Consider the following 18,793-nt stretch of genomic DNA (forward strand, 5'->3'; position numbering starts at 1 on the left):
GGGCAGGCCGTATCTACTGCACAGACCCAGGATCATTGCCCTTGTCCGACTCACCGACGCTTCCTCCTCCCCGCCGCCGAGCGGCCAAACAGGATTCCGCGCCGGCCAAGCCGGCCGGGAACCGCGGGGTCCGGCCGTCCAGCGGACGGGTGACGCTGGAGACGGTGGCGAAGCTGGCCGGCGTGTCGATGATGACGGTGTCGCGCGTCGTCAACCGCCCGGAGTCCGTGACGCCGGAGATCCAAGAGATCGTCCGCAAAGCCATCGCGGACACCGGCTACGTCCCTAACCTGCTGGCCGGCGGGCTGGCGTCGAGCAAGACGAAGCTGGTGGCGGCCATCGTGCCGACCATCTCGCACGTGATGTTTTCGGGCGCGGTGCAGTCCTTCACCGACCGGCTCGCGGCGGACGGCTATCAAATGCTGCTGGGCCTGTCCGGCTACCCGACCGAGCGCGAGGACGATCTGATCCGCGCCATCCTCAGCCGGCGTCCGGACGCGCTCTACCTCACGGGCACCACCCACACTACGGAGACGCGGCGGCAACTGCGCGCCGCCAACATCCCCATCGTCGAGACCTGGGACCTGTCGCACAAGCCCATCGACATGGCCGTGGGCTTCTCGCACAAGGCGGTGGGCCGGGGGGTGGGCGAGTTCCTGTACGCCAAGGGCCACCGCCGCGTCGCCGTGCTGAGCGCCGACGACGAGCGCGCCAAACTCCGCCGCGACGGCATCGTCGGCACGCTGGCGGCGCATGGGGTGACCGACGTCACCTGCCTGTTCACGCCGGCGCCCAGCACTCTGCCGATGGGGCGCGACGCCATGGACCGGCTGATCGACGCCGGCTTCCGGCGCGGGGCCATCCATTGCAGCTCGGACGCGATGGCGCACGGCGTGGTTCTGGAGGCGCTGGCGCGCGGCCTGTCGGTGCCGGCGGACATCGCGGTGATCGGTTTCGGCGACCTGGACTTCGCCGCTTACACCTCACCGCCGCTGACCACCGTGCGCGTCGACCGCTTCACCATCGGCCGCCTTGCCGCCGAAGCGCTTCTGGCGCGGCTCGCCGGGCGGCCGGTCGAGCGCAAGGTGATCGACGTCGGCTACGACATCGTCGAGCGCGCGACCACCTGACGCCCTACCCCGCACCTGCGGACCGCCACACCGCGGCCGGCATCCGCTTCTGATCGCGGCAGCCGCCGAATAGCACTCTGTCGCGTCGCGCATCCTGTGGCATAAGGGGCCAACCACGCCACGGGAACCCAGAAGCACATGATTCGCCTCGAGAACATCAGCAAGCAGAACAGTCACCGGATCCTTTTCTTCGAGGCTTCCGCAGCGCTGAACAGGGGCGAAAAAATCGGTCTCGTCGGTCCCAACGGTGCCGGCAAGACGACGCTGTTCCGGATGATCACGGGCGAAGAGTTGCCGGACATGGGCCAGGTGTCGGTCGAGAAGCAGGTCTCGATCGGCTATTTCAATCAGGACGTCGGCGAGATGTCCGGCCGTAGCGCGGTTGCGGAAGTGATGGACGGGGCCGGGCCGGTCAGCACCGTGGCGGCGGAATTGGCGAGCCTCGAAGCGGCCATGTGCGATCCCGACCGCGCCGACGACATGGACGCGATCATCGAGCGCTATGGCGAAGTGCAGGCGCGCTTCGAGGAGTTGGGTGGCTACGAACTGGAAGGGCGAGCGCGGGAAGTGCTGGCCGGGCTCAGCTTCAGCCAGGAGATGATGGACACGGACGTGGGGGCTCTGTCGGGCGGCTGGAAGATGCGCGTGGCGCTCGGCCGTATCCTGCTCATGCGGCCCGACGCCATGCTCCTCGACGAGCCGAGCAACCACCTGGACATCGAAAGCCTGATCTGGCTGGAGGAATTCCTGAAGGGCTACGAAGGCGCTCTCCTAATGACCTCGCATGACCGCGAGTTCATGAACCGGATCGTCACGAAGATCATCGAGATCGACGGCGGATCGCTGACCAGTTACACCGGCGATTACGCATTCTACGAGCGGCAGCGGGCGCTGAACGAAAAGCAGCAGCAAGCGCAGTTCGACCGCCAGCAAGCCATGCTGGCGAAGGAACTGAAATTCATCGAGCGTTTCAAGGCCCGAGCCTCGCACGCCAGTCAAGTCCAAAGCCGGGTGAAGAAGCTTGACAAGATCGAGCGCTTCGAGCCGCCGAAGCGCCGCCAGCTCGTGACGTTCGATTTCCCGCCGGCACCGCGCTCGGGCGAGGATGTCGTCGTCCTGAAAAACGTGCACAAGCGCTATGGCAGCCGGACCATATATCAGGGGCTCGACCTGACGATCCGCCGCAAGGAGCGCTGGTGCGTCATGGGTGTCAACGGCGCGGGCAAGTCGACGCTCTTGAAGCTGGTGGCAAGCTCGACCGAACCGGACGCCGGGACCGTCGCTGTCGGCGGCAGCGTCAAGATGGGCTATTTCTCCCAGCACGCGATGGAACTGCTCGACGGCGACCAGACAGTGTTCGAGTCCCTGGAAGCGTCGTTCCCGCAGGCGGGCCAGGGATCGCTCCGGGCGCTTGCCGGATGTTTCGGCTTCTCCGGCGACGACGTGGAGAAGAAATGCCGTGTCCTATCCGGCGGAGAAAAGGCCCGGCTCGTGATGGCGACCATGCTTTTCAACCCGCCGAATTTCCTGGTGCTCGACGAGCCGACCAACCATCTCGATCTCGACACCAAGCAAATGTTGATCACGGCGCTGGCCGCCTACGAAGGCACCATGCTGTTCGTGTCGCACGACCGACATTTCCTGGCAACGCTTTCCAATCGGGTGTTGGAACTGACGCCGGAGGGTATTCACCAGTATGGCGGCGGCTATACGGAATACGTGGCGCGCACCGGACACGAAGCACCTGGCCTACGCAGCTGATCTGGCGCCGGAAATATTTGCACGGTCCGGCAGACACACTCACGGTCATTGAAAGGTTTGCAACAGCCTCCCTCAGGAACCGGTTGCCTGAGAAAACCCCTCCGCGACTTCGGCGGGATGCCTGGCTTCGGCGAAAATGAAGCGAGACCTTCCGGCCTTCTTGGCTCGGTACATGGCGGCATCCGCCGCGCGGACGCACTCCTCGATGCGGTCGCTGTCGCTTGGAAAGAGCGACACACCGATGCTCACGCTGACGTGAACCTCCCTGCCCTGCAACGGGATCGGTTCCCCGGTGGCCTCGATGATGCGCCGGCCCAAGGTGGCGGAGTTCGCCGCGATGGTGTCGGCAGCGTCGAGCGTGACGACGACGAATTCGTCGCCGCCAAGCCGGGCGACGATGTCCTCAGTGCGGACACAGGCGCGCAGGCGGCGGGCCACCTCGCGCAGCAGAACGTCGCCGGACTCGTGGCCGAACTCATCGTTGATGGGCTTGAAGCCGTCCAGATCCAGATACAGGATTGCCGCCGCCATTCCGTGCCGCTTGGCTGCGGACGCCGTACGCCGCAAGGCATCCTCGAAGAAGAATCGGTTCGGCAGCGCGGTCAGCGAATCGAACAGCGCCATATGCTTGATGCGGTCTTCCAGCACCTTCCGTTCCGTGATGTCGCGGAAGATATTGACCGCACCATTCACGTGGCCGTGCTCGACGATGGCGGTGACTGTGAATTCCACGGCGAAGGACGAACCGTCCTTGCGCCAGAAGACATCCTCCTTGATGTGCCGCGGCTGTCCGTCCCGCAATGTCTTGAACATGGGGCTATCGGCCTGCGTGGGCTGGGCGTCGTCCGGGAGGTTTCGGTGTATGGCCTCATGGAGGTTGCGGCCGATCAGTTCCTCGTCGATCCAGCCGAGCATGGTCCGCGCCGCGGGGTTGGCGAACGTGACGTTGCCCTCGCCATCGATGCCGACGATGCCCTCGCCGGCCGACGACAGGATCAACTCGCTGCGCCGTTGCGCCCGCTCGGCCACCACCCGCGCCGCTCGGAGTTCCCGTTCCGACAGGTCGCGCTCCAGGACCGTCCCCACCCAACGGGCGAGCAGATCGATGAACTCCAGGTCGCGGTCGTCGAACGGTTGCAGCCGGGGCGCGCTCGAGAGAAAAGCGACGGTCCCGTACGGACGGCCGAACGTCTTGACCGGGGTGCCGAGGTAGGATTCCAGGCCGAAAGTCCGGAAGCCGGGATGGTTGGCATAAGGCGAGCGTGACACGTACGGGATAGCCACCGCCGCGTCGGCGTCGACGGTGATCGAGCAATAGGTCTCGCCGAGATCGATCACCTTCCCGTCCGCCAATCCGGAGTCGGTCGGGGCGTAGTGGTGCTCGATGACCAGATCTTGCCCCACGATGTGGCTGACGATTCCCTTCTCAAGCCCGAGGTGGAGCGCACCCGCGGCAAGCGCCGCCGACAACTGGCTGGCGGCGTCGGCCTGCGGCAGGGCGGCGATCCGATTCAGCGAGTGAAGGTTCTCGTAGTGGCGTTGCAGCATCCGCGTGCGCTCGGCCAAGGCGCGCTCCGCTTCGTCGCGCTGCTCCGCACGCTGCCGAAGCAGGTCCGAGGCGGTCATCAAGGCTTGACCGACCTCGTTGGCTTCCTTGAGATCCAGCCACCCGACGGACACCCGCTCGCCGTGTCCAAGCGCCAGAGCCGGCGCCACCAGGGCGCGGATCGACCGGGCGATGCGCCCCGCCGCCAGTGTACCGAGCCCAATGCCGAGGCCCGCCAGAAGAACGGCACCGCCGATCGCCCACCACATCCACTGCCGGATCTCGGCCAGCAGGGCGTCCTTGGGCATGCCGATCACCACCACCCAGCCCGACACCGCTGAACGGCTGAAGGTATCGAACACCTCGACACCGTCGAGATTGACGATCTCCACCGCGCCTTCGGCGCTCTCCGCCATCCGCTTCTGCAACCCCGGCCCAGACGGCTTCCCGACGAACTGTGCGGCGTTGCGGGTCCGCGCGGCGAGCACGCCCTTGGTGTCCTGGATCGATCCGATCCAATCGGGGGAGAGATGCTGGAGGGCCAGAATCGCGCCAAGCCGTTCGGCGGGCAGTGTCATGGACAGGTCGTAGACCACTTTGCCGTCACGAAGCACCGGCACGTCCACACCGATCAGCAGCCGCTTGGTGACCGCCCCCTGGAACAGATCGGTGACGAGCGGCTGCCCGGTTTCGAAGAGCCTCCGCACCGCGTCCGGAACGTTGCGCTTCGGCAACGCCGCGCCGGCTGGACGATAGCTGTTGACCAGTTGCTGGCCATTGGCGTCGGCCAGGATGATGTCGGCGTCCGGGAACTCAAGAAGCACCTCCCGGATCTGGCCGTGAAAGGCGATGAAGTCATGCGACGTGAGGAGAGGCGAAGTCGCCAGCGCCCGCAGGGCGGATTGAACGCGGGCCAGTTCGCCATCGACGGTCAGCGAAAGAGCCCGCGCCGTCCCCAGCATGTGTTGCTCGATCGCACTGCGTTTGTACTGGTAGGAGTGGTAAAGCAGAAATCCGGCGGCGAGCCATACCGGCAACACGCACGCCACGACCAGCCAAGCCAATTGCGACCTGACCGTCATGGCCCGAAGCCCCTGCCTTGAAGCCGCGTCGGGGCCATCTTCGGTTTCGCGACGTATTCCCATAGTGCAAATCCGGGCGGCCATTGCAATGCGTCAGAAAACACTGCCACTCAGGATAGGTTGGATTCAGTGAAAAAATCGTTGTTGGAGGGAATGCGTCAAAATGACGCCCATCCTTTTGCAGGATAAGCACAGTTGAACAATGGGAGGAGTGGCGGCGATAGCGACACCACCCCTCAGCAACATTAATGCTCGACGATTCGCAACAGCATTCAAGCCTCAACGAACACATTCAACTCAAGGTTATAACCAGACACCCAGACACCCAGACACCGTCCCAAGTTCCCGTCCGTCACGCCAGCTTAGCCGCGATGGCGTCGGCCAAGGCCGGCCGGCCGAGCAGGTAGCCCTGCACGAGGTCGCAGCCGCACGCCTTCAGAAAGCTCAGTTGCTCGGGTGTTTCCACCCCTTCCGCGACGGTTTCCAGACCAAGCCCGCGGGCCATGGTGACGATGGTTTCCACCAGCCGCGCGGTGTTGGGGTCCGTGACGACCCCGATCACGAACGAGCGGTCGATCTTCAGCGTGTCGAAGGGATAGCGTTGCAGATAGCCCAGCGACGAATAGCCGGTGCCGAAATCATCGATGGACAGCCGCACCCCGAGGTCGCAGAGCTTGCGCAGGGCCGCCTTCGTCTCCGGGGCATCGTCCATCACCACGCTTTCGGTGATCTCCAGTTCCAGCTGTTCCGGCGACAGGCCGGTCTCCTCGAACTGGCGGATCACCCATTCGCCGAAGGCGCCGCCCTGCAACTGGCGCGGCGAGACGTTGACCGCCACCCGCAGACCCGGCGGCTTGCCGGCGAACAGGCCGGCGGCTTCGCGGCAGGCGGTGGCGACCACCCAGTCGCCGATCTCGCCGATGAGCCCGACCTCCTCGGCCAGGGCCACAAAGCTGCCGGGCATCAGCAGGTCGCCGTCGGCCGGCCGCCAGCGCACCAGCGCCTCCATCCCGGCCAGCGCACCGCTGTCAGTGTGGCACAGCGGCTGATAGTGCAGGAGCAATTCGCCGCGGCCGGCGGCGCCGCGCAGACGGCGCTCCAGAGACAGCCGCTCCTGCATTCGCTCGTTGATCTCGCGGGTGAAGAACTGGTGGCGGCCGCGCCCCTGCTCCTTGGCCTTGTACATGGCCAGCTCGGCGTTACGCAGCAGCACCTGGCTGTTGGTGCCGTCGTTGGGGCACAAGGCGATGCCGACGCTGGCGCTGACGAAATGGTCGTGCCCGGCGATGGCGAAGGGTGCCGCGAAGGCCCTTTCGACATTCTTCAGCATCGTCTGCACGGCCGCGCCGTCATCGATTCCGGGCAGAATGGCGACGAACTCGTCGCCTCCCGTGCGGGCCAGCGTTTCGCCTTGACGCACGCAGTCGCCGAGCCGGGCGGCGGCCTCCTTCAGGAGCTGGTCGCCGGCGCCGTGCCCCAGCGATTCGTTCACGGTCTTGAAGCGGTCGAGGTCGATGTAGAGCAGCGCGGTCAAGGCATCGCGGCGATGGGCGACGGCGACGGCCTGCTCCAGACGGTCGAACATCAGCACCCGGTTGGGCAGTCCGGTGAGTTCGTCGTAGTTGGCTTGGCGCAGCAGGCGCTCCTCATAGCTGCGCCGCGTCGTGATGTCCTCCTTCACGGCGACGAAATGAGTGACCGCACCGTCTTCGTCCTCCAGGGGAGAGACGGTGGCGTATTCCCAGAACAGCTGCCCGTCACGGCGCTGGTTGCAGAACTCACCCCGCCACTCCTGGCCGTTCTTCACGGTTTCCCACATGGCGCGGTATGTTTCCGCCCCGACGTCTTCCCGCCGGATGAAGTCGAGCGCCCTGCCGATGGCTTCGTCCGCCGGGTAGCCGGCGGCCTTCTCGAAGCTCGGGTTGACGTAACCGATGATGCCCTCGGGGTCGGTGATGACCACCGACACCGGGCTCTGCTCGATGGCGAGCGACAGCACCCGCACCCGCTCCTCGGCGCGGCGGTGCTCGGCGCGTTCACCGGCGTCGCCAAGCTCGCGCTCGATGGCCGGCACAAGACGCGCCAGGGCGGCCTTGTCGAGGAAGTCGTGCGCCCCGCGCTTCATCAGGCTGACCGCCTCCTCCGCCCCCACCACGCCGGACAGGATGATGAAGGGCAGATCGAGGCCGCTGTCGCGCAGTGTGGCGAGTGCCGCCTCGGCGCCGAAGGCAGGAAGGTGGTAGTCGCTCAACACCACATCCCATGCGGCATCGGCCAGGGCTTCGCGCATTGCGGCGCCCGTCTCCACCCGGCGGATGGTCGGCGCGAAGCCGCCCTGGAGCAGCTCCAGCTCCAGCAATTCCGCATCATCAGGCGAATCCTCGATGAGGAGCACGCGCAACGGCTTTGGCATGTCTGGCCTCCTCACACCTCTGGCCTCACACCGGCGGCGGCGTGTTCATGACCAGCCAGTACAGCCCGAGCTGGTTGACCACGTCGCTGAAGGCGTCGAACGCCACCGGTTTGCGGATGTAGCTGTTCACCCCGAGGTCGTAGCAGCCGACGACGTCGGCTTCCTCGTCCGAGGTGGTCAGGATGACCACCGGCACCCGGCGGGTTTCGGCGCGCGCGCGCAGGGCGCGCAGCACCTCGACCCCGCCAATGCCCGGCAGCTTGAGGTCGAGGAGCACCAGCGCCGGAAGCTCCCGGATGTCGCGGCCGGCGTATGGCCCGGTGCCGAACATGTAGTCCAGCGCCGCCTCGCCGTTGCGGGCCACGACGACCTTGTTGGCCACCCGGCTGGTGCGGAAGGCGTGCAGCGTCAGTTCCACGTCATCGGCGTTGTCCTCAACCAGCAGGATGTCATGGCTCTCCATGTGCGGCACTCCCTTCCCACAGGGTGAATCGGAACACAGCGCCCTTGCCGACCTCGCCCTCGGCCCAGATGCGCCCGCCGTGGCGCGCCAGGATGCGCACGACTGTGGCGAGGCCGATGCCGGTGCCTTCGAATTCCTCGGCCCGATGCAGGCGGCTGAACGGCATGAACAGGCGGTTCACGTAGGTCATATCGAAGCCGGCGCCGTTGTCGCGGACGACGTAGACGATGCGACCGCCCACCGCTTCGGTGGTGAAGGTTATGGCGGCGGCGTCGGTGTGGCGGGTGTATTTCCAGGCGTTGCCCAGCAGGTTTTCCAGCACGGCGTCGAGCAGGCGGCGGTCGCCCTCGACCGTCAGGCCCGGCGTGACCGACACCGACACCTGCCGTTCCGGTTCCTTCTCCTGATGGCGGGCGATGATTTTTGCAGCCAGATCGGACAGGTCGACCGTCTCGACCGTCAGTTCGCTGCGGGTCGAGCGGGACAGCTTGAGGAAGCTGTCGATCATCTCTGCCATCTCCTGGGAGCCGGCGCGGATGCGTTCGAGGAAGTGCCGGCCGCGTTCGTCCAGGCGTTCGGCATACTCGTCGCCGACGATCCGCCCGAAGCCCTCGATGCGCCGCAACGGAGCGCGTAGGTCGTGCGAGACGGAATAGGTGAACGCGTCGAGTTCCCTGTTGGCCGCCTCCAGTTCGGCGGTGCGCTGGCGGACCCGTTGCTCCAGCTCGGTGTTGAGTCGGGTCACCTCGGCTTCCGCTTGCTGGCGGGCGGCGATGTCCCATTCGAGTTCGGCGTTCACCCCGGCGAGTTCCTGATAGAGCTCCCGAAGGCGGGCGGCCGTCGTGTTGAAGGCCGTCGTCATATGGTCGAGTTCGTCCGCGTTCCGCGGCTGGCGGCGCGACAGGACGAGCGGCGCCGACGTGGACCGCGGATCGTAGCCCTGCAGGAAGCCGGCGATGCTGACCAGATGGCGGGTGACCAGCCGATGGACGATGAAGAGGATGAACAGCGCCACCAGGAACGTCTTCACCCCCTGGCTGAGCAGGATGACCACCGCCTTGTCCAGCAGGCGGCTGTAGACGCCGGAAAGCGTCGCCTCGACGTGCAGGACGCCGATGGGATACACCGCGCCGCCATCCTTGTAGACCATCGGATAGTCACGGCCGATGACGGCCTCGGTGATGGGTTGGCCGATGGCGACCACGGCCCGCCGCTCGACCGCCCGGCCGGTCTCGCGCACTTCGAGGTACTGCATGTCCGGCAATCGCCGGATACCCTCAAGTTGCAGCCGGATCTGATCGACGTCCAGGCTCCACAGGCTGCCGCTGACGCTTTCCAGATAGCTCTTCTCGATGTCGTCGAGACGGCTGTGGATGACCCCCATGTCGGTGCGGTAATCGACGTAGAGCTGCAATGCCGTGGACATCAGCGTGACGGCGGAACTGAACAGCACGATCGCCGTCAGCAGCCGAAAGCCGATGCCCCGTCGCAACAGGCCGCTGGGCGGCGTCACGTCGCCATCGATCTGGTTCATGGAGCGCCTCACCGCGAATCGTTCCGGATGGCGCCAGAGAAGGGCTGGATCATTCCAAATCGAGGCTACTCCGCCCGCCCATCCGCGGCAACCGAGGTGCGCTGTCGGGTCGCACAGGAATGCCTTATTTTGACGCAGACTGGATGATTTGGTCGATGTCCAGCGTCGCCATGATCGCTTCCAGGCGGCTCAACACCACCTGTGCCTCAGGATAGCTCCGGGACAGCACGAGAAAGACGTCCTGCCGGGACAGAACGTCGGACTGAATGCCGGCGATGGGGTGGGCGGCGAGCACTTCCGTCGCCGGACCGGTGTAGTCGAGCAGGTAATCTCCCCGTCCGGCCTCCAGCATCGAGAAAGCGGCATCGTGTTTGATGGCGGAATGGTTGGTGACGGCGTTGCGCGGGTCGGTGATGAAGTTCAACAGCCCGCCATAGCTGTAGCCCCTGATGGTGATGACGCGCTTTCCGGCGAGATCCTCGTTCGACAGGATCGGCGGCTTGTCGGCAGCACGGTAGACCCGAATTTCGCTGCTGGTGACTGGATTTTTGCTCAACAGACAGCATTCCTGGAGTGCCGGAGCCTTGACGAGCATGGAGAACTGGGCGGTCCCGTCGCGCAGGTAGGTGAACATCCGCGCGGCCGGGTAGTCCTTGCCGTGCCAGGGAATGCCGGCCTTGGTGAACAGCACCGCGGCGACCCGCAACAGCGGGTTGTCGGGTTTCCCCCGCTCGTTGAGCCGGGTCGTCCAGACGGACTGGTCCGGATAGGCGTATTCGATTTCCAGCGGCCCGGCCAGCGCGCCTCCCCGCATCGGGATCGCCGCCGAAGCCAGCACCACGACCAAGCGCACCGCGCCGAGCCAGGAGGCCCCGATCATCCTCATGGTCCCCCTCTGTCGCACATGCGGTGCCCGAGAGTCCGACGCACAGCCGCAACCAGCCACAGTATACAGGGCTGCGCGTCGATCGCCATGGCCCGCGAAGACGCGGCACACAGCCTACGCACCGGGCAGGACTGGACCAACCACACCAGAACGACGCACACCGGCGCCGACAGCGTCGCGGCGAACCATAACAAAATCAATGGGAAGGAAGGTGGTGCCCAGGGACGGAATTGAACCGCCGACACGGGGATTTTCAGTCCCCTGCTCTACCAACTGAGCTACCTGGGCGCCGTGGCGGTCGTTGTTGCGGAGTTGGTGATCCGCGGCCCGCCGGGGTGGGGCGCTTATAGGCAAATTCGCCGGGGCTGTCCAGCCCATAACGCGATGTTTTTTCGTTCACTCGTCATCTTTTTTCGGGTCGTCCGGTCCCTCGTTGGTTTCCACCCGGTAGACGCCGCCCAGCCAGCGCGACAGGTCCACATCGGCGCAGCGTTTCGAACAGAACGGGCGGAGGGTTGCCTCCGCCGGCCTGCCGCAGATCGGGCATATTCCGGTGCCGGCCGCGTGTTCGGTCATGGATTCTCTCCCTTTGATCCGGGCGTCAGCAGGGCGGCCAGCGCCGTGCCCCGCCGCGCCCGCGTCATCTCCACCAAGCCCAGCTTGGACAGGCCATAAACCTGGGTCTGCGCCGGGTCGTCGGCCACCGCCGCCGACAGCGCGTTCAACAGGCGCTCCGCATCTCCGCGGCCCTTCATGTTGACGAAGTCCACCACAACGATGCCGCCGACGTTGCGCAGTCGAAGCTGCCGGGCGATCTCGCGCGCCGCCTCTAGATTGACGTCCAGCGCGTTGCCGCGCTCGCCGGCGTTCACGTCCACCACGGTCAGCGCCTCGGTCCGCTCGATCACCAGCGAACCGCCCGCCGACAACGGCACGCGCGGCCCTAGCAGGGTGTCAATCTCCTCGTCGAGGTCGCGCATCTCGAACAGGCCGGGCGAGGCCGTGTATGCCTCGACACGGTCGGCGAGGTCGGCGGCGAACTCCGCGCACCAGTCCGCCAGGGCGGCGGCGTGGCTCTTGCCCTCGGCGACAATGCGCGTCGGGCTGCCATGCTCGATCAGCGCGCGCTGTGCCGCGTCCGGGCCGTGGCGCAGCAGGGCCGGCGCCGAAGTGGCCGCCTGCTGCACCGCCCGCCACGCGAGCACCAGTGCCTCGGCCTCGGCGGCCAGCACGTCGGGTGCGGCGGTGGCGGCGCCGGAGCGGGCGATCCAGCCCTCCCCCAGCACCACCGCTTCGAGGCGGCGGACCAGCTCGGTTCGCGCCGGCCCCTGCACCAGACGCTTCGACACGGCGATGCCGCGGGCCAGCGGGGCGTGCACCAGGAAACGGCCGGGCAGCGTGACGTCCATGGTCAGCGTCGGCCCCTTGGCGCCCACCGCGTCGGCCTTCACCTGCACCAGCACCGGCTGGCCGGTGCGCAGCAGCGTGCCGATTCGCTCGACACGCCCCTTAGGGCCGCGCGCGTCGGCCACGCCGAGCAGGCCGGGCTTACCCGTCCCAAGCTCGACGAAGGCGGCGTCCAGACCGGTGGCGATGCGCTCCACCCGGCCGAGGAAGACGCTGCCGAGCAGCGACGGCCGCTCGGCGTTGTCGATGTAGAGGTCGGTGAGCCGGCCGCCGGTCAGCACCGCCGCCCGCATCAGCGGCCCGAGGCGATCGACCAGAACCTCCGGTGCGCTCATCTGGACATACTCAAGGCAGCGGATAGCCGGCGCCGCGCAGCATGCCGGCCACTTCGAACAGCGGCAGGCCGACGACGTTCGCGTAGGACCCGCCGATCCATCGCACCAACGCCGCGGCGCGGCCCTGGATGGCGTAGCCGCCGGCCTTTCCGTGCCATTCGCCGGACGCGATGTACGACTCGGTCTCCTCGTGCGACAGCGGCTTGAAGGTGACGTCGGTGCGCACCAGCCGCTCGACCGGGCGCTCCGATTCGGGCGCCAGCAGCACGACGCCGCCCAGCACGCGGTGACGGCGGCCGCTCAGCAACGCGAGGCAGGCGCGCGCCTGCGACTCGGTCTCGGCCTTGGGGAGGATGCGGCGGCCGCAGGCGACCACCGTGTCGGCCGCCAGCACGAAGCAGCCGGGATGGCGCGCCGCCACAGCTTCGGCCTTGGCGAGCGCCAAACGCGCGGCGTGTTGCGGCGGCAATTCGTGCGGGAGAGGAGATTCGTCGATGTCGGCCGGGTCCACCGTGTCGGGGATGAGGCCGATCTGGCGCAACAGGTCGAGTCGGCGCGGCGACGCCGACGCCAGGACGAGCCGTTGCGTCGGTCGCTGCACCTGCATGTCAGGAACCTGTGAGCCCTGGGGCTTACTTGAAACGGAACGTGATCCGACCCTTGGTCAGATCGTAGGGCGTCATTTCCACGTTCACGCGGTCACCCGCCAGCACGCGGATGCGGTTCTTGCGCATCTTGCCCGAGGTGTGCGCCAGCACTTCGTGGTCGTTGTCCAGCTTCACCCGGAACATCGCGTTCGGCAGCAGTTCAACCACCGTGCCCGAAAACTCGATCAGATCTTCCTTGGCCATATGCCCTTTTGTCCACTCTGGTTTTGCGGCAATAACTGACCCTCCCGCGGCTCCGGGTCAAGGGGGATTACCGTATGCGCAGGCTTGAACTGCACCGGGAGTGATATTTTGCCCGCAGACGGCCGTCAACCCTGCGACGTGTCGTCGATGTCGTCGCCCGAGTCGGTCGCGCGGCCGGTGTCGGTCATGCGGAAGGAGCCCATGGGCGAGGCCGCGCTGCCGTCGAGTTGCGAGGGCTGCTCGGCGGCCTTGGCGATCGCGGCGAACATGTCGCGCTGATCCCTCTCCATGCGGTTGGTCAGGCGCGCCACCGTCTCCCGCGCGCTCAGCGCCTGCCCGCTGCTGCGGTCGTAGAACAGGTTGTGGTTGGCCTTGGCGGCGTGCGGCAGCACATCCGCCGCCACCGCGCCGGGCGAAGCCTCCGCCGTCTTGATCAGCTTGGCGGCGCCGCCCACGCCCATGACGTAGGCGATGCGGCTCTCGGCCTCGGTGGCCGGGCGCTTCAGGCGCTTTTCCAGCCGTTCGCGCCCCTCGGCGAGGTAGCGGCCGGCCATGCCGGCGGAAACGTCCACGTCGTGGCGCAGATCAAGGATCTGCTTGCGCGCCGCCGCGCTCTTGACGACCGGGATGCCGTTGCGGTTCTCGATCTGCCGGGCAAGGTCACCCAGGCCGTAGGCCGAGCCGTGGCGGCGGACCAGATCCAGCCACGTGCGTTCGAGGAACTGGAAGGGGCCGGCGGCCGAACTGGTCTTGTTCTTGGCCGTGGGGTTGAGCCCGCTCTCCTGCGTCGCCTGGGCGAGGATGGCGGTGAAGCTGTGCCCGGACAGACCGGCGACCTGCCGACTGGCCTGCACGATGCGGTCGGCGTCGGTGGTCGCAGTCTCGACCAGCGGCACCGAGGGACGGCCGGTGGACAGCGTCCGCGCCTTCTGGGCGCCCACCGCCTGGAGGTCCGCCAGCGCGGCCTGAAAGCCGCCCGCGGACGTGCCGGTGTTGGCCGGCGGTTCCGGCTTGCGGTCGGGAATCGGGGCGACGGTGGGGTGGGCGACCTTCATGCGTCTCCGGTGCCGGACGACCGGCACCGCCTGTTCGATGAAACCACCTCCATTGATAGCATGGCCGGTTAACAAAGTCCTGATTTCACGGATGGCGGAGGGACCGCCGCCTCAACGTTGTCACGCGGCGCGCGGATCAACCTCGCGGGCGATGGAGTCGCCGACGGTCTGCCGGGCCAGCGACAGGTCATGCGCCTGCTGAAGATTGAGCCAGAACTCCGGTGACGTGCCGAAGTAGCGCGCCAGCCGCAACGCGGTGTCCGCGGTAATGCCGCGCTGCTCCCGAACGATCTCGCCGATGCGCGTCGCCGGAACCCGTAAGGCGATGGCAAGCCCATTGGCGCTGATCCCGAGTGGCGCCATGAACTCCTCGCGAAGCACTTCGCCGGGATGGGTGCGGATGCGCATGTCGGGCGATCGGTCCCACGGTTCCACCTTGCCTTCCCAGGCTTGCAGTTCCTCGTCCGGTTGGGGCTCGAAGAAGGATTCCGGCAGCGTGTAGGACAGGACCCCGCCTTCGCGTGGCTGGCGCTCTTCGACCGCAACCAGCTTGACGAGGGGACGGCCAGCCCTGGCGATGATGATCTCTTCGCCTCCCTGCGCGCGGGCGAGCAGGTCCGACAGGTGGGCCTTGGCTTCGGACACGTTGACGACGGTCGGCATGGAGAGTCTCCGGCTGCTGACGCAATTATGGCCCGGAGGGCGGACTTGGCCAATGCGGCAGACCACCCCGTCTCTACACCGTCGGTCCACGGGTCGTCGGGAAGCGTTCCTTCACCTTGTCCATCAGGCCGTCGCGCACCTTGCGGTAGGCGGCCAGCATGGTCTCGCGGTTGCCGTCCACCAGAGTCGGGTCGAAGGTGTGCCAGAACTCCACGTCGCAGGCCATGGTGCGGGTCAACTCGATGGCGCGGTGGTGCGCCTCGGGCGACAGCGAGATGATCAGGTCGAAGGAGGTGTCCTCCAACTCCTCGAAGGTCTTGGTGACGTGGCGGGAGATGTCGATGCCCAGCTCCTCCATCGCGGCGACGGCGAAGGGGTCCACCCCGTCCGATTCGCGCACGCCCACCGAATCCACGAACAGGCGCTGGCCGTGGAAATGGCGCAGCATGCCGGCCGCCATGGGCGAGCGAATCATGTTGAACGTGCAGGCGAACAGGACGCTGGAGACCGGGAGGGGCTGGAGGAGTGCCGCCATGCCGCGAGCCGCCGCCTTCAGCCGCGGATGTGGAGGACGCAGATGAGCGTGAACAGCCGGCGCGCGGTCTGAAGGTCCATCTCGACCTTGCCGGCCAGCCGTTCGCGCAGCAGCTCCGATCCTTCGTTGTGCAGGCCGCGCCGCCCCATGTCGATGGCCTCGATCTGCGACGGCGTCGAGCGCTTGATGGCGTTGTAGTAGCTCTCGCAGATCAGGAAGTAGTCCTTGACGATGGTGCGGAACGTCGTCAGCGGCAGCGTCACCTTGGACAGCGCTTCGTCGCTGTCCTTCCGGATGTCGAAGATCAGCCGGTTGTCCTGGATGGACAGGTGCAGGTGGTACGGCCCGTCGTCCGCATGGTCGCAGGGACAGAACTCGTTGTCCTCCAGCAGGTCGAAGATGGCGACGGCGCGCTCGTGTTCGACCTCCGGCTTGCGCCGGACGACGCTCTGCTCGTCCAGCGTGACGTGGACGATGCGGCGGGCGGCGGGCGCGCTCACACCCCACCTCCCGGCAGCCGCAGCGCCACCGACAGCGCGTGGGCGTCCAGCCCCTCGGCGCGGGCCAGCGTCACCGCGGCCGGACCGATGGCGTTCAGGCTGGCGGCGTCGCAGCCCACGAAGGTCGTGCGCTTCATGAAGTCGAGCACGTTGAGCCCCGACGAGAAGCGCGCGGTGCGCGAGGTCGGCAGCACGTGGTTGGGGCCGGCGACGTAGTCGCCGATGGCCTCCGGCGTGTGGCGGCCGAGGAAGATGGCACCGGCGTTGCGGATCGTCGCGGCGAGCGCGTCGGGGTCCTCCACCGCCAGTTCCAAATGCTCCGGCGCCAGCCGGTCGACCAGGGCCGGCGCGTCGGCCTTCAGGTCGCGCACCAGGATGACGGCGCCGTGCTCGCGCCAGCTCTCGCCGGCGATTGCAGAGCGCGGCAGGGTTTCGAGGTGCTTGTCCACCGCTGCGCACACCGCTTCGGCGAACGCGGCATCGTCGGTGATGAGGATCGACTGCGCCGAGGTGTCGTGCTCGGCCTGGGACAGCAGGTCCATGGCGATCCACGCCGGGTCGTTGTGCTTGTCGGCGACCACCAGGATCTCCGACGGGCCGGCGATGGAGTCGATGCCCACCACGCCGTAGACCTGCCGCTTGGCGGCCGCGACGAAGGCGTTGCCGGGGCCGACGATCTTGTCCACCGGGGCGATGGTCGCCGTGCCGTAGGCCAAGGCACCCACCGCCTGGGCGCCACCCACCCGGTAGATTTCGGTGACCCCCGCACGGCGCGCGGCGGCGAGCACCAGCGGGTTGAGCTTGCCGTCCGGCGTCGGCACCACCATGGCGATGCGCGCCACACCCGCCACCTTGGCCGGCATGGCGTTCATCAGCACCGACGACGGGTACGCCGCCGTGCCGCCCGGCACGTACAGGCCGACCGCCCCCACCGCCGTCCAGCGCGCGCCCAGGCGCACCCCGGCCGCGTCGGTGTAGTCCAGCGCCTCGGGCACTTGGTTGCGGTGGAACGCCTCGATGCGCTCGGCCGCAGTGTCCAGCGCCGCCAGCAGGTCCGGGCCGCACTGCGCCATCGCAGCGTCGATCTCCGCGGCCGGAATGCGCAACTGGTCGGCCGTCAGGGTCTGGCGGTCGAAGCGGGCGGTGTAGTCGAGCAGCGCGGCGTCACCGCGGGTGCGGACATCCTCCAGGATGCCGTGCACGATGGCCTGCACGTCCTCGGCAACCTCGCGCTTGGCGTGCAGCAGGCCGCGAAAGCCGTCTTCGAAGCGGGGATCGGCGGCATCAAGCCTTGCGGGCATCGACGGCCTCCCGGAACTTGTCGATCCACATGGAGATCTCTTCCGGCCGCGTCTTCATGGCAGCGCGGTTGACGATCAGGCGCGAGGTGACATCGGCGATGTGCTCGATCTCCACCAGGCCGTTGGCCTTCAGCGTCGAGCCGGTGGACACCAGATCGACGATGCGCCGGCACAGGCCCAGCGTCGGCGCCAGTTCCATGGCGCCGTTCAGCTTCACGCACTCGGCCTGGACGCCGCGGGCGGCGAAGTGCTTCCGCGTCACCTCGGGGTACTTGGTGGCCACGCGCAGATGGCTCCAGCGCGAAGGGTCGTCGCCCTTGACCATCGCCTCCGGCTCGGCGACCGACAGGCGGCACTTGCCGATGCCGAGGTCGAGCGGGGCGTAGATCTCCGGGTAGTCGAACTCCATCAGCACGTCGTTGCCGGCCACGCCCAGATGCGCCGCGCCGAACGCCACGAAGGTGGCGACGTCGAACGAGCGCACGCGGATGATGCTGAGATTCGGCACGTTGGTTGCGAAGCGCAGGAAGCGGCTGTCCTCGTTGTCGAACTCCGGCTCCGGCACGATGCCGGCATGGGTCAACAGCGGGCGCAGTTCCTTAAGGATGCGGCCCTTGGGCAATGCCAGCACCAGCGCGTCATCAGGTGACGCGGCCTGCGGAAGGGTGGCGGCGGACAAAGAACTCTCCTCGGCTTATCCGATCGCCGATTGATAGCCACATTCCGCGCCGCCGTCACGCACAACGGTGCTCCCTCATCGGGAGAAGCCGAATTTACACATCATGAATGTAATGTATAAAATTCCACACCGCGCATTCCACAAACCGCTTGACAAATTCCCCGCCAAGAAAGTAGAAAAGTCCCCGGACGCTCACCGTGAACGCCCCGCGGCAATTTGAACTCAGCAGCTTGCGCCGCGTCACCAAACGCTAAAGCGCCACGATGCCGGTCGTGGACCTGACACAGGAGACCGGAAATGACGACCGCCCTCCCCGCCTCCCCCACCCTGCGATCCACCTGCCAGCGAATGTGTCGCCGCGGCTGACGCCGCCCGCCTTCGCACACACCGGATCGACCGCGTGGCCCGTTGCGCCGCGCCAGGGGGAGTTTTTGCCATGTCCCAGCCTCACGCCTACGCCATCGAAGTCCGGGGCCGCTCGGCCGGCATCGTCGTCGCAGAGAGCCGCGGCTTCACCTTCTTCGCGTCCGATTGGGCGTTCCGCGACCTCGACCGCCGCCGCTTCCGCCATGTCGGCCAAGCCGAGCGTGCCGCCGAGCAACTGCTGCGCAACCGCCGCGCGGCTTAAGAAAACCAAGGGAAACACACGACC

18 protein-coding genes and 1 tRNA gene are annotated in these 18,793 nt (G+C 67.0%); 3 read left to right on the forward strand and 16 right to left on the reverse strand.

What is annotated here, in order from left to right; translation table 11 throughout:
- Positions 1 to 41: 41 nt before the first annotated feature.
- Both ACSVDD_RS19290 and ACSVDD_RS19295 read left to right on the forward strand, forming a co-directional pair.
- Positions 42 to 1,130 (forward strand): LacI family DNA-binding transcriptional regulator, encoded by a 1,089-nt coding sequence (locus ACSVDD_RS19290; protein ID WP_448191013.1) that lies wholly within the window; start codon positions 42 to 44, stop codon positions 1,128 to 1,130.
- A gap of 138 nt (positions 1,131 to 1,268) precedes the next feature.
- Entirely contained in the window at positions 1,269 to 2,891 is a 1,623-nt protein-coding gene (locus ACSVDD_RS19295; protein WP_448191014.1) for an ABC-F family ATP-binding cassette domain-containing protein, read from the forward strand.
- Between the two features lie 72 nt (positions 2,892 to 2,963).
- On the opposite strand, the gene ACSVDD_RS19300 is transcribed toward ACSVDD_RS19295, so the two are convergent.
- The 16 genes from ACSVDD_RS19300 to hisG all read right to left on the reverse strand — a co-directional run bounded on the left by ACSVDD_RS19300 (position 2,964) and on the right by hisG (position 18,141).
- Positions 2,964 to 5,519, reverse strand: coding sequence for a diguanylate cyclase domain-containing protein (locus tag ACSVDD_RS19300; protein ID WP_448191015.1), 2,556 nt, complete (start codon positions 5,517 to 5,519; stop codon positions 2,964 to 2,966).
- Between the two features lie 352 nt (positions 5,520 to 5,871).
- The gene (locus tag ACSVDD_RS19305) at positions 5,872 to 7,932 is read right to left on the reverse strand and encodes a putative bifunctional diguanylate cyclase/phosphodiesterase (protein WP_448191016.1); all 2,061 of its coding nucleotides are present in this window, start codon (positions 7,930 to 7,932) and stop codon (positions 5,872 to 5,874) included.
- A 25-nt stretch (positions 7,933 to 7,957) separates the two neighbouring features.
- The gene (locus ACSVDD_RS19310; protein ID WP_448191017.1) at positions 7,958 to 8,395 is read right to left on the reverse strand and encodes a response regulator; all 438 of its coding nucleotides are present in this window, start codon (positions 8,393 to 8,395) and stop codon (positions 7,958 to 7,960) included.
- A complete protein-coding gene (locus ACSVDD_RS19315; RefSeq protein ID WP_448191018.1) occupies positions 8,382 to 9,929 on the reverse strand; it encodes a sensor histidine kinase in 1,548 nt (515 codons plus the stop codon). Before ACSVDD_RS19315 ends, ACSVDD_RS19310 begins: the two co-directional genes overlap by 14 nt.
- A gap of 124 nt (positions 9,930 to 10,053) precedes the next feature.
- Entirely contained in the window at positions 10,054 to 10,809 is a 756-nt protein-coding gene (locus tag ACSVDD_RS19320; protein ID WP_448191019.1) for a substrate-binding periplasmic protein, read from the reverse strand.
- Positions 10,810 to 11,027: 218 nt separating this feature from the next.
- A tRNA-Phe gene (locus tag ACSVDD_RS19325) sits at positions 11,028 to 11,103 on the reverse strand.
- Between the two features lie 108 nt (positions 11,104 to 11,211).
- Entirely contained in the window at positions 11,212 to 11,391 is a 180-nt protein-coding gene (gene yacG / locus ACSVDD_RS19330; protein WP_448191020.1) for a DNA gyrase inhibitor YacG, read from the reverse strand.
- Positions 11,388 to 12,557 carry a ribonuclease E/G gene (locus ACSVDD_RS19335; RefSeq protein ID WP_448191021.1) on the reverse strand — a complete coding sequence of 390 codons (1,170 nt, stop codon included), beginning with the start codon at positions 12,555 to 12,557 and terminating at the stop codon, positions 11,388 to 11,390. The genes yacG and ACSVDD_RS19335 overlap by 4 nt, the downstream gene beginning before the upstream one ends.
- Positions 12,558 to 12,567: 10 nt before the next feature.
- On the reverse strand, positions 12,568 to 13,164 hold the full coding sequence (locus ACSVDD_RS19340) for a Maf family protein (protein WP_448191022.1): 597 nt from the start codon (positions 13,162 to 13,164) through the stop codon (positions 12,568 to 12,570).
- A 25-nt stretch (positions 13,165 to 13,189) separates the two neighbouring features.
- Entirely contained in the window at positions 13,190 to 13,408 is a 219-nt protein-coding gene (gene infA / locus ACSVDD_RS19345; RefSeq protein ID WP_012977999.1) for a translation initiation factor IF-1, read from the reverse strand.
- Positions 13,409 to 13,533: 125 nt separating this feature from the next.
- Positions 13,534 to 14,463, reverse strand: a complete 930-nt coding sequence (locus ACSVDD_RS19350; RefSeq protein ID WP_448191023.1) for a lytic transglycosylase domain-containing protein — start codon at positions 14,461 to 14,463, stop codon at positions 13,534 to 13,536.
- Positions 14,464 to 14,583: 120 nt separating this feature from the next.
- Positions 14,584 to 15,126 (reverse strand): HigA family addiction module antitoxin, encoded by a 543-nt coding sequence (locus tag ACSVDD_RS19355; protein ID WP_448191024.1) that lies wholly within the window; start codon positions 15,124 to 15,126, stop codon positions 14,584 to 14,586.
- Between the two features lie 73 nt (positions 15,127 to 15,199).
- Positions 15,200 to 15,661, reverse strand: a complete 462-nt coding sequence (locus ACSVDD_RS19360) for an arsenate-mycothiol transferase ArsC (RefSeq protein ID WP_448191025.1) — start codon at positions 15,659 to 15,661, stop codon at positions 15,200 to 15,202.
- Positions 15,662 to 15,678: 17 nt separating this feature from the next.
- Entirely contained in the window at positions 15,679 to 16,161 is a 483-nt protein-coding gene (locus ACSVDD_RS19365; RefSeq protein WP_448191026.1) for a UPF0262 family protein, read from the reverse strand.
- A complete protein-coding gene (gene hisD, locus ACSVDD_RS19370) occupies positions 16,158 to 17,462 on the reverse strand; it encodes a histidinol dehydrogenase (protein ID WP_448191027.1) in 1,305 nt (434 codons plus the stop codon). The genes ACSVDD_RS19365 and hisD overlap by 4 nt, the downstream gene beginning before the upstream one ends.
- Positions 17,446 to 18,141 carry an ATP phosphoribosyltransferase gene (gene hisG, locus ACSVDD_RS19375; protein ID WP_448191028.1) on the reverse strand — a complete coding sequence of 232 codons (696 nt, stop codon included), beginning with the start codon at positions 18,139 to 18,141 and terminating at the stop codon, positions 17,446 to 17,448. The genes hisD and hisG overlap by 17 nt, the downstream gene beginning before the upstream one ends.
- A gap of 436 nt (positions 18,142 to 18,577) precedes the next feature.
- Here hisG and ACSVDD_RS19380 point away from each other — a divergent pair, with 436 nt between their 5' ends.
- Positions 18,578 to 18,769 (forward strand): hypothetical protein, encoded by a 192-nt coding sequence (locus ACSVDD_RS19380; protein WP_448191029.1) that lies wholly within the window; start codon positions 18,578 to 18,580, stop codon positions 18,767 to 18,769.
- The last annotated feature ends 24 nt before the right edge of the window (positions 18,770 to 18,793 follow it).

Source organism: Azospirillum terrae, from assembly GCF_053470425.1.